The sequence below is a fragment of the Peptoniphilus timonensis JC401 genome, from assembly GCF_000312025.1.
Taxonomy (GTDB): Bacteria; Bacillota; Clostridia; order Tissierellales; family Peptoniphilaceae; genus Peptoniphilus_A; species Peptoniphilus_A timonensis.
In genome coordinates, this window is sequence record NZ_HE978593.1 from 380,305 (window position 1) to 389,875 (window position 9,571).

Below are 9,571 nucleotides of genomic sequence, written 5' to 3' on the forward strand. Positions count from 1 at the left end.
AGCTTTTTACTTTTTTTCATGATAAAAAAAGGTATGATATAGAGAATTCAAATCTTTCGGCAAAAGCAATCTCCATTATTGAAAAAGAAGAAATAAATAAACTTGAAATTTTTAAAAGTTTTGATTCAAAATTAGATGAAACAAAAAAGATGCTTTTTAAATTAAAAGACAACAACTTAATTGAGGGAGTCCTAATGGAATACAAGCATGGATATTCTCAATGTGTGTCAAGTCAAGTTGGCTGCAGAATGGGTTGTGACTTCTGTGCTTCTACAAAATCTGGACTTGTGAGAAATCTCACAGCAGGAGAAATGCTCTCTCAGGTTTATGAAATTGAAAATAAATATAAGATTAAAGTTTCTAATTTTATTTTAATGGGAAGTGGTGAACCACTTGATAATTTTCCTGAAGTAATTAGATTTATAAAATTACTTCACGATGAAAAGGGGCACAATACAAGTTATAGAAATATAACAATTTCAACTTGTGGAGTGGCTGATAAGATTTATGATTTAGCAGATATAAATCTTCCAATTAATCTTGCTATTAGCCTTCATCAAACTAATGATAAGGATAGGTCAAATCTTATGCCAATTAACAGACGATTTAATCTTTCTGATTTGAAAAAATCATTGGAATATTATATTGAAAAGACTAATAATAGGATTACTTTTGAATATACTCTAATTAAGAATCAAAATGATGGCAAAAAAAATATTGATGAACTTTATAATTTTGCAAAAGATTTAAAGTGCCATATTAATTTAATACCATTAAATCCAATAGAAGAATTTGATAAAAAGAGACCTTCCAAAGAGGAAATAAATCATTTTAAAAATGAACTCGAAAAAAAGGGATTCAATGTGACAATAAGAAGAGAACTGGGAAGGGACATCAGCGCCTCATGTGGACAACTAAGGCGTAAGATTGAGGTGAAATAAATGAAAGTAGTATCAGCAACAAATGTAGGTAACTACAGAAAAAACAATGAGGATTCATATTTTTTAAATGAATCTAAAAATTTATATATTCTAGCTGATGGAATGGGAGGTCATTTGGCAGGTGAAAGAGCCTCAAAGATGGCAACTGAAATTATTGGAAGTGACTTTGAAGGGGAAAGAGAAGTAAAAAGTATAGATGATGCTATAGAAATTCTTTCATCTTCAATAAGAGATGCCAATAAAAAAATCTATGAAAGCTCTCAAGAAAATGAAGATTACAGAGGAATGGGTACGACTTTGTCTGCCGGATTAATATTAGATAATGTTCTCATTTATTCTAATATTGGTGATTCTAGGATTTACAAAATAAATAAAGATATGGAGCAAATAACTAAAGATGATTCCTTTGTAAATTATTTAATAGAGATTGGTGAAATCACTGAAGAAGAAGCAAAGAATCATCCTAAGAAAAATGTCCTTACTAAGGCAATGGGAACAACGCCTGATATTGAAGTTATAGTTAACACTCTTAATATTGAAGAGAAAGACATATTTTTATTTTGTTCTGATGGGCTCACTAATATGGTTTCTGATGAGGATATTTTTAAAATTGTAAAAGAAAATAGCCCTGAAGATGCCAGGGATAAGCTTCTTGACTTGGCTCTAAAAAATGGCGGTATGGATAATATTACATTTATTTTAGTATTTAATGAGTAGGTGGGCAATGATTAATAAAATTTTAGGAAATAGATACGAGATATTAGAAAAAATTGGCACTGGCGGAATGGGAAATGTTTTTAAAGCCCATGATAGAAGGCTTGATAGAATTGTTGCCATAAAAGTTCTAAAGTTAGAATATAATGAAGATAATAATTTTATAAGAAAATTTAAGAGAGAATCTCTTGCAGCAGCAAGTATTTCTCATCCAAATATAGTTAGTATTTATGATGTAGGTACAGAAAAAATACAAGATAAAGAAGTACACTATATTGTAATGGAATATATTGATGGAAAGACTTTAAAGGATTTAATAAATGATGAGGGTAGACTATCTGAAAAAAGAGCTTTAAATTATTGTATCCAAATTGCAGAAGCTCTTAAAGTTGCTCATTCAAAGCACATTGTGCATAGAGATATTAAGTCGCAAAATATTATGGTTACTAGAGATGACAGGATTAAGGTAACAGATTTTGGCATAGCTAGAGTTGCTGATAATACAACTGTTACGGCTACAAATGCTGTAATGGGTTCTGTTCATTATTTTTCTCCAGAACAAGCAAGAGGAGCTAAAGTTGATAATAGGTCTGATATTTATTCTCTTGGCATTGTTCTATTTGAGATGTTAACTGGAAGGCTTCCTTTTGATGCAGATAATCCAGTTTCAGTTGCCCTTATGCAAGTACAATCACAAATGCCTAGACCTTCAGAATTTATTAAGAGTCTAGATCCTTCAGTTGATGCTTTGGTTTTAAAAATGACTGAAAAAGATCCAGATGATAGGTATAAAGATGTATTTGAATTAATAAAAGATATAAAAGATTATACAATGGGTGCAAAGACTTTTTCTGTCAATAGATCTTATGACGATGATGATAGAACTGTTGTGACACCGGCTATGAACAGAAGGCCAAATAGAAATCATTCCAATAATATGGATGCAAAAAGACCTAATAGACCTAAAAAAGTTGTAAAAAAGAAAAAATCAGTGGCACCTGCAATATTAGGTATTTTTTCAGCAGTAGTTATAATTGCACTCTTAATTTATGTAGTTCCAAAGGCAATGAGAGGTATGAAGTCTGGTGACGAAGTAGAAAAAATAGTTGTAGAAAATTATCTTGGTAAAACAAGAGATGAAGCTAAAGAACTATTAGAAGCACAAGGTCTTGTCTTAGATGTAAGTACTGTTGAGAATGAAAATGAAGCTGATGGACTTGTCTTGGGACAAAGTCCTGAAGAAGGAACTGAGATAGAAAAAGGGTCAACTGTAACTTTGGAAATAAATGAACTTCCTGATTCAGTCCCTGTTCCACCTCTAAAAGGCTTAACAAAAGATGAAGCTCAAAAAGTTCTTGAAGAAAATTCATTAAAACTTGGTTCAATTGAAGAAGAATTTAATGAAGATGTTGAAGAAGGAAAAGTTATATATTCAAATCCTGATGGTGGCTATTCTGTTAAGAGAGGAACTGCTGTAAAACTTATAATTTCTAAGGGAGTAGATAAAACACCAGTTGTTCTAAGTGACTATAAGGGAATGGACCAAGATATAGTTGTAAATCAACTAAAGAGCTTGGGCTTAACAGTTGTTATTGAAAATGGAAATAGCAATAAAGTTTCTGAAGGTCAAGTTTATGATATGGATCCAAAACCAAGTGAAAGCGTGGAAAAGGGTTCAACAGTTACTCTTTATATATCTAAAGGTCCAAAGATTGATGAAGAGGAAGATTTAAATGAAAAAGAAAACGAAGAAAGTAATAATGAAGACAACTATAACAAGGTTAATCATATAAAAGTTAAGGTACCTGACGATGGAGAAAGTCATAGAGTTAATGCTGAAAGAGTAAAAGATGCAAATGGCAATAAGATAGGTTCTCAGACAGTTTGGAATTATAATATCGAAGCTGGAGATGTGGCAAGTGTTGAACTTATCGGACCTGGCGAATATAACATTTATGTAGATGGAAATCTTGTTAAGACTGAGAAGATAAAATAATGATTGGAAAAATAATTAAATTAACAGGGGGCTTCTACTATATTAAGTCAAAAGATAAAGTTTTTGAAACGAGAGCTAGGGGCAATTTTAGACATTCAAATGTAGACCCTCTTGTTGGTGATGATGTAGAATTTAAATATGAAGAAAAAACTCTGGGATATATTGAAAAAGTATATCCCAGAAAAAATATGCTCACAAGACCAAAAGTTGCAAATGTTGATCTTGCTCTAGTTGTTATTCCTGTTTTGGATCCAAAATACAACTTGGTGATAATAGACAAAACTATAATTCAAGCAGAGTATCAAGGAATAGATGTTGCAGTTGTCATAAATAAGTGCGATCTTGATAGGAAAAGTGGAGAAAAGCTTAGAGATATTTATAAAAGTGCTGGTTTTGAAACATTTATGATATCAGATAAGGATGATTCAATAGATTCTTTGAAAAAATTTTTTAAAGGGAAAAACTGTTGCTCTTTGTGGAGTTTCTGGTGCTGGCAAATCAACTATAACATCTAGAATATTAGATAAGGATGTTGAAGTTGGAAAAGTATCGGATAAGACTAAAAGAGGGAAACACACAACAAGACACACTGAGATTCTTTATAATGATGATATTTATATTTTTGATACTCCAGGATTTTCTTCATTAAGTTTAAATATTGATAGTGATGATTTAAAAAACTATTTTAGAGAATTTAGAACTTTTAATGATTGCAAATTTAATAATTGCAATCACATAAAAGAACCAAAATGTGCTGTCAAAGAAGCTGTAGAATTAAAAAAAATAACTAGAGAAAGATACGAAAATTACTTATATATTTATAATGAAATAAAAAATAAAGGAGAATATTAATGATTTCACCTTCACTACTATCAGCAGATTTCACAAATTTAGAAAAAGAATTTAAAATTATGAACGAAGAAAAGGTTGATTTTGTTCATCTTGATATAATGGATGGAAATTATGTGCCAAATATTTCTTATGGTCCAGAAATTGTAAAAAGTCTTAGACCACTTACAGATGTTCCCTTTGACACTCATCTTATGATTGAAAGTCCGGAAAATTTTATTGAAGATTTTAAAAATGCAGGTTCAGATATTATTACAATTCATCCATCTACTACAAAACATCTTGATAGAACCATTTCTTTGATAAAATCAAAGGGTATGAAAGCTGGTCTTGCCCTTAATCCATCTGATAGTTTAGAAATTTTAGATTATACTATAGAAAAATTAGATTTAGTTCTAATCATGAGCGTAAATCCTGGATTTGGAGGACAAAAATTTATTCCTTCAGCTTTAAGAAAAATTTCTGAAGTTAAAAAAATAATTGAAGAAAGAGATTTAAATACTTTAATAGAAGTTGATGGTGGAGTTAAACTTGAAAATGCAAAAGAAGTTTTAGAAGCCGGAGCAGATATTTTAGTTGCAGGTTCAGCTATTTTTGAAAGAAATAAAACTAGAGAAAATATAAAGGCTTTCAAGGAATTGTTATGAAAAAAGCTCTTTTAATTTCTGGTGGAAGACAAGTTTCAAAAGAATTAATTGAAAAATATGTTGATAGATTTATAATTGTTGCTGATGGTGGAGCAAGACTTTTAAAAAAATATGATTTTCAGGCAAATTTGCTCTTGGGAGATTTAGATTCCATAGGTGATGAAGCACTTTATTATGTAGAAAAAAATGGAATTGAGATTAAAAAATTTCCTGCAAAAAAAGATTTTACAGACACAGAGCTAGCTCTTTCTTATTTAGTTGGTGAAGGATATAAAGATATTATTATTTTAGGAGCCTTGGGAACAAGATTAGATCATGAGCTTGCAAATCTTTTGAATTTAAAAAAATTATACAAGAATGGAATAAGAGCAAAAATAGAAGACGATTACAACGAAGTTATCTATGTCGAAGAAGGTTCTTATGATTTTGAAAAAACTAATAAAAAATATTTTTCTCTAATAAGTGCCTCAGATAAATTAAACTTTTCAACTAAGGGTCTTTACTATGAAGTAGAAAATCTCGTTATAGATTTTAATAATCCCAGTAGAGCAGTTAGCAATGAGATGGTTTCTAATAAAGCGACTATAAAAATAAATTATGGATCTGCTTTTATTATAATGTCAAAAGATTAATTTAATGTTAAAATTGCCCAAGTATAAATTATCTTGGGCTTTAAAAAACCCCAGATTCCTTATTTTGGATTCTGGGATTTTTTTGTGTAATTTATTTTTCTAATTTGTAGTACATTTTATAGTGTTTAATTGATCCAAACTTTCTCTTTAAATAAGTTTTCTTTCTACTAAAGCTAAAGTCCTTCTTATTATTAATTGTGAACTCATAGCCATTTTTTAAAAGCTTATCAATTGTATCGTGATATTTTTCATTTGTGTATTCTTTTAAAAGTTTTGGGTGAGCATTCATCCAAATTTTTGACGTTTCTTTGTGATAATAAACTTCTTCTTCAAAACCTAAGTCTAATAGGTCGCGAATATAAAAATCGAGAACATTTACGCCACCTGCAGCCATAAAATAGTGACTTTGAGGAAGTCTCAAGTTCATTTCAAAGGCTTTAAAAGTATTGTCACGAGGATCATATTTTAAATCTATATTTGAATATCCAGTGTAATGAATTGATTCAAGTTTTTCTTTATAAAACTTATAAAGTTCTGGCATATATTTTGTATAGATAGCGTCATTATTTCCAATTCTAAGGGGAAGAGGATCTGCTAAAAGGATTTGTCCATAAACCATCATGCGCACCTTTCCATTTTTGTCACAATACACATTAAAAGATGCTTGGTTTGATGCAGGACCAGGAATGTATTCTTGGACAAGCATTGTTCCTTCATAATGGTTGTCATCATAGATAGTTTTTACAACTGATTTTAATTCTTCATAATCATAAATTGTGTAAACTTTATACTTGTTTGGGAAAGAGAGCTTTACATAAGATATTGAATCATTAGGTTTTAATATCAAAGGGAATTGTAAGTCTAAATCTTCAATTTCTTTTGAATTATTTATAACTCTAAATTTTGGATAAGGGATACCAAGTTCTTCGCAAGAATTATAAAAATCAATTTTATTTTCAAGTCTTTCATTTAATTCACTTGAAGGAGTGTTAAACTTATAATATTCTTTTATTTTTTCCTTGTTGTTGGAAAGTAACTTTGAATACTCATCACCACATGGGATTGTAATTAGACTTGCATCTTTATTTTCCTTTGCAAATTTTATCATTTCATTTACAAAAACTTCATTGTCAGAAAAGTTTGCTATAACTTTCCTGTCTAAAATTCTTGAATGATCTGTTGCTGGAAGTGGCTTTTGGCAAAAGACTGTGGAAATAAGACCATAATTATCATTTAGGATACGAGCAATACCATAAGCATTTTCGTCTGAGCCAAGAATTACAAATTTAACATTATATTTTTTATTATATCTTTAGAAATATTTTTCATGTTTCTCCTTTATCTATAAATTTTAATCGTTCATTTTATCCTTATACATTATACACTAGAAGACAAAATATTTTAAGGAGTATAGAGAAATGCCCTATCTTTCTTTTTCCAATAATTGGAAACTTCTTTTATTTCTTCTTGGGATAGAATTGATTTATTATTGTTTTTAAGCCTTTTATCAATTTCTGAAATCACAGATAGCTTGTCAGCACACCATTTTGGTTCAAATAATTTAGATTTTGGAGGATCGCCTGTAATTCTATGGACTACTGTTTTTTCATCTATATTATCTAAGGCGTAGAGAAGTATATCAATGTATTCATCTCTTGATAAAATTTTAAACTTTTCTTTATTATATAAATCATAAATCGGCGAATCCTTTAAAATATAAAGATTGTGAAATTTAACTCCAAAAGGCTCAATTTCTCTAATATAATTTATTGTATTTGTAAAATCAGAATCTTCTTCAAAGGGAAGACCGAAAATAGCGTGAATCAAAAAGAGAATATTTGCTTCTTTTAATTTTTTTATAGTTTTATCAAATAAATCGTGAGAATATCCTCTATTTATCAATTCTATTGTATCTTCATTTACACTTTGCATTCCAAGTTCAAGCCAAAGTGTTTTTCTTTCTGAAATTTTTTTTAGATATTCAATTTTTTCATCGTCTAAACAGTCACATCTTGTGGCAATTGAAATGCCTTTTATATCTTCACGACTTGCAAGGGTATCGTAAATATTTTTTAATTTATTTAAAGAAGCATAGGTGTTTGTAAAATTTTGAAAATATGCAATATAATTTTTTGCCTTCCATTTCTTTTCCAAAAAAATTTTTTGAGAATCAATTTGTTGAGAAATGTTTAAACTTTTTGATCCAGCAAACTCACCGCTTCCTTCATCAGAACAGAAAATACAGCCAGTTTCTGATATTGTTCCATCTCTATTGGGACAAGAAAATCCACCATCAAGAGATAATTTCACAGTTTTTCCATTAAAATATTCACGAAAGAAATCGTTAAAAGATAAAAATCTTCTCATAATATCACCTCATTTATTATATATTTTTTTAAAAAATATTTCTATGACTGTGAAATTGAAAAAAATGCTATATAATAGAATAGGAATTGAGGTTTTTTAATGGACTTAAAATTTAAAAACTATCTAATTTTAGCAGAAGAATTTTTGCTAAACGAAGATTATGATAGGGCAGAAGATCTTCTCATGAAATCTCTAAAATTTACTAGTGACGAGGATATTGATGAGAAAATATCTGTATATTTTGAGCTTTGTGACATTTTTTTGAAAAAAGAAAAATTTAATGAAGCAAGGACTTATTTTAATAAAATTTTAGACTTAAAAGAAATGCCAGGAGCCTATTATGGTCTTGCCATTTGTAATGATTTTTGTAATGGTGATATTAATTATTCTATAAAAAATTATAAATTGGCAATTTCTTTGGACGAAAATTATGACAGGGCACATTATTATTTAGCTCATGCCTATGACAAAATTGGAAAGAGCAATCTTGCCATTGACGAATTAAAAAAGTTATTGATATAGATGAGTTTGATTTTGTAAGTTATAATGATTTAGGTTCAATTTATGAAGTTTTAAACAAAGATGATTTGGCAGAATTTTATGTAAAGAAATCTTTAAATATAAAATCTGATTATGGTAGAGCCCTTTACAATATGGGTGTTTTATCAAAAAAGAAAGGCGACAACAAATTAGCTTTAAAATATTATTATGAAGCTATTGGAAAATTTGAAGATCCTTTTTTGTTTTTAAATATGTCTGCCATATATATCGAAAATAAAGATTATAAGTCTGCTATAAATATATTAGATAGGGGATTAGAAGATTTCCCAAATTCTGTCAATCTACATTACAACAAGGCTTGTTCCTTTCACTTATTGGGAAGAGATGATTTGGCAAAGGATGAAATAATTAAAGCCATAGAAATAAATAGTGATGCTTATATATGGGCGCAAACTGATGATGATTTAAAGGAAATAGTAAAGGAGTTAAAATGATTATTATAAAAACAGAAGACGAAATTAAAAAAATGCAAGTTGCAGGAAAGGTTCTTTCAGATGTTCACCATAAACTAAGAGATTTTATAAAACCAGGCGTAAAGACAATTGAAATTGATAGATTTGTTGAAAATTGTTTGAAAGAAAGAGGAGCTTATCCTGAACAAAAGGGATATGAAGGCTATCCTTATTCTGTATGTGCATCAGTAAATGATGAAATTTGTCATGGATTCCCTAGTGAATATGAATTAAAAAATGGAGATATAATAACTGTGGACATGGTTGTAAATGTTGATGGTTGGCTTGCCGATTCAGCTTGGTCATATGAAGTTGGGGAAGTTTCAGATGACGCAAAAAAACTTTTAAAAGTTACTCGTGAAGCAATGTATAAGGGAATTGAAAAGGCTGTTATAGGAAATAGACTTGGAGA

General features: G+C 29.4%; 12 protein-coding genes. 10 read left to right on the forward strand and 2 right to left on the reverse strand.

Annotated elements, in window-relative coordinates; all coding sequences use genetic code 11:
* From rlmN to HGPT_RS01880, 7 genes are all read left to right on the forward strand, one after another.
* On the forward strand, nt 1-941 hold a 941-nt coding region (rlmN, locus tag HGPT_RS01855), incomplete at its 5' end, for a dual-specificity RNA methyltransferase RlmN (protein ID WP_019138195.1).
* Entirely contained in the window at nt 942-1,658 is a 717-nt protein-coding gene (locus HGPT_RS01860) for a Stp1/IreP family PP2C-type Ser/Thr phosphatase (protein ID WP_019138196.1), read from the forward strand.
* Nucleotides 1,659-1,665: 7 nt separating this feature from the next.
* The gene (gene pknB / locus HGPT_RS01865) at nt 1,666-3,651 is read left to right on the forward strand and encodes a Stk1 family PASTA domain-containing Ser/Thr kinase (protein ID WP_019138197.1); all 1,986 of its coding nucleotides are present in this window, start codon (nt 1,666-1,668) and stop codon (nt 3,649-3,651) included.
* Nucleotides 3,651-4,166, forward strand: coding sequence for a GTPase RsgA (gene rsgA, locus HGPT_RS10300; protein WP_281032351.1), 516 nt, complete (start codon nt 3,651-3,653; stop codon nt 4,164-4,166). Before pknB ends, rsgA (HGPT_RS10300) begins: the two co-directional genes overlap by 1 nt.
* Nucleotides 4,156-4,503 (forward strand): GTPase RsgA, encoded by a 348-nt coding sequence (rsgA, locus tag HGPT_RS10305; protein ID WP_281032362.1) that lies wholly within the window; start codon nt 4,156-4,158, stop codon nt 4,501-4,503. Before rsgA (HGPT_RS10300) ends, rsgA (HGPT_RS10305) begins: the two co-directional genes overlap by 11 nt.
* Nucleotides 4,503-5,147: a ribulose-phosphate 3-epimerase gene (gene rpe / locus HGPT_RS01875; RefSeq protein ID WP_019138198.1), complete on the forward strand. Its 645-nt coding sequence runs from the start codon at nt 4,503-4,505 to the stop codon at nt 5,145-5,147. Before rsgA (HGPT_RS10305) ends, rpe begins: the two co-directional genes overlap by 1 nt.
* Nucleotides 5,144-5,779, forward strand: a complete 636-nt coding sequence (locus HGPT_RS01880) for a thiamine diphosphokinase (protein ID WP_019138199.1) — start codon at nt 5,144-5,146, stop codon at nt 5,777-5,779. The genes rpe and HGPT_RS01880 overlap by 4 nt, the downstream gene beginning before the upstream one ends.
* Nucleotides 5,780-5,870: 91 nt before the next feature.
* Here HGPT_RS01880 and HGPT_RS01885 read toward each other — a convergent pair whose 3' ends face one another.
* Together HGPT_RS01885 and mnmL are read right to left on the reverse strand one after the other, a co-directional pair.
* Nucleotides 5,871-6,887, reverse strand: coding sequence for a carboxylate--amine ligase (locus tag HGPT_RS01885; RefSeq protein ID WP_019138200.1), 1,017 nt, complete (start codon nt 6,885-6,887; stop codon nt 5,871-5,873).
* A 293-nt stretch (nt 6,888-7,180) separates the two neighbouring features.
* On the reverse strand, nt 7,181-8,146 hold the full coding sequence (mnmL, locus tag HGPT_RS01890) for a tRNA modification radical SAM protein MnmL/YtqA (protein ID WP_019138201.1): 966 nt from the start codon (nt 8,144-8,146) through the stop codon (nt 7,181-7,183).
* Nucleotides 8,147-8,245: 99 nt separating this feature from the next.
* Here mnmL and HGPT_RS09585 point away from each other — a divergent pair, with 99 nt between their 5' ends.
* From HGPT_RS09585 to HGPT_RS01900, 3 genes are all read left to right on the forward strand, one after another.
* Nucleotides 8,246-8,668 (forward strand): tetratricopeptide repeat protein, encoded by a 423-nt coding sequence (locus HGPT_RS09585; RefSeq protein ID WP_245544075.1) that lies wholly within the window; start codon nt 8,246-8,248, stop codon nt 8,666-8,668.
* A gap of 65 nt (nt 8,669-8,733) precedes the next feature.
* Nucleotides 8,734-9,141 (forward strand): tetratricopeptide repeat protein, encoded by a 408-nt coding sequence (locus HGPT_RS09590; RefSeq protein ID WP_245544076.1) that lies wholly within the window; start codon nt 8,734-8,736, stop codon nt 9,139-9,141.
* Nucleotides 9,138-9,571: M24 family metallopeptidase (locus HGPT_RS01900; RefSeq protein ID WP_019138202.1), on the forward strand; the 434-nt coding region annotated here is incomplete at its 3' end. The genes HGPT_RS09590 and HGPT_RS01900, both read left to right, overlap by 4 nt.